At 44.5% G+C, this 1,002-nt stretch carries 1 protein-coding gene; it reads right to left on the reverse strand.

What is annotated here, in order from left to right; translation table 11 throughout:
• Nucleotides 1-1,002, reverse strand: a 1,002-nt coding sequence (locus tag KDK16_RS03505) for a hypothetical protein (protein WP_257255316.1), incomplete at both ends; no start/stop codon positions are given.

Here is a 1,002-nt window from a genome sequence, read left to right on the forward strand (position 1 = left end):
TTAACTCCCGATTTTCTATTCTTAACCCTTGAACTTCTTCAGTTAACGCTTCAATCCGTTGCGTTTTTTTCTCTTCTTTTTCCTGAGCGCGTCTTTTAAGCTCAATGAGAAGGGAGCCGTCGGTCGAATGTTTACTCAAGAAGTTCTGATTTATCCCCGACACCTCCAAATCGGATCGGTTATGTGCCCCACCGGCTTGATGATCACCGCATGAGGGTCTCGCCATCAGTCGCTTTTGGGAAGAGATATCTTGCTGATTCGCAAGGACAGTCCGTTTTGGCCTTGCTCCCTGCTGTAAGTATCTCAGAGAGTCAGAGGAACAGCTGGTAGAGCCAGAGGCTCTGTGGTAGCTATTAAATTGCCGGATGGGATCAGTGAACCTATTACCATTGCTGGCAGTTGTATCGTTGGCGGTATTACCACTGTGACTGATGACAGGTTCTATTAAAGGCACTTGTAGTGAATGGGAATTATGTGCCTGCCTTATCAGCTCATTTGAAAAGCGTGCTAATTCATGGCGTGATGGGTGCTTTTTAAGTTGTATAAAGGTATCGCGAAAAGGGATGGAGAATGTCAATGATGGCGCAAAAATCATGATATCACGGCTTATGACAGAATCTGACAGTTTCTCTAACAGTTCACGAATAAATTCAAGTGGGTTTGAATAGAGCAGGAACAATTGAACGAAATACTCAGTAAAGCAGCATTTTTCAAATTGTCCTATGGGTGGCTGCTGGTCAGATTGATTGACTCTGTGGATTATATCCTGAACAATCTTATACAAAATCCTTAGGTTGTTGTCGCCAACTTCGTGCAGTGTCCAGTCAGGTAGTATGATCGGTCGAAGTGAAGACAGAATATCAGGGTCATTCAAAGTACGTGTTTTATCGGTTGTAGCTTCTATCAGCTGCCTGATAAACCGGTTGCGCTTTGAGTTTTCATAGAATGAACGCTGCAGGTCCAGTGCCGCCTCAAGAGGCGTGACAGGATTACCCTTGGTGT

It is taken from the genome of Endozoicomonas sp. SESOKO4 (genome assembly GCF_024606275.1).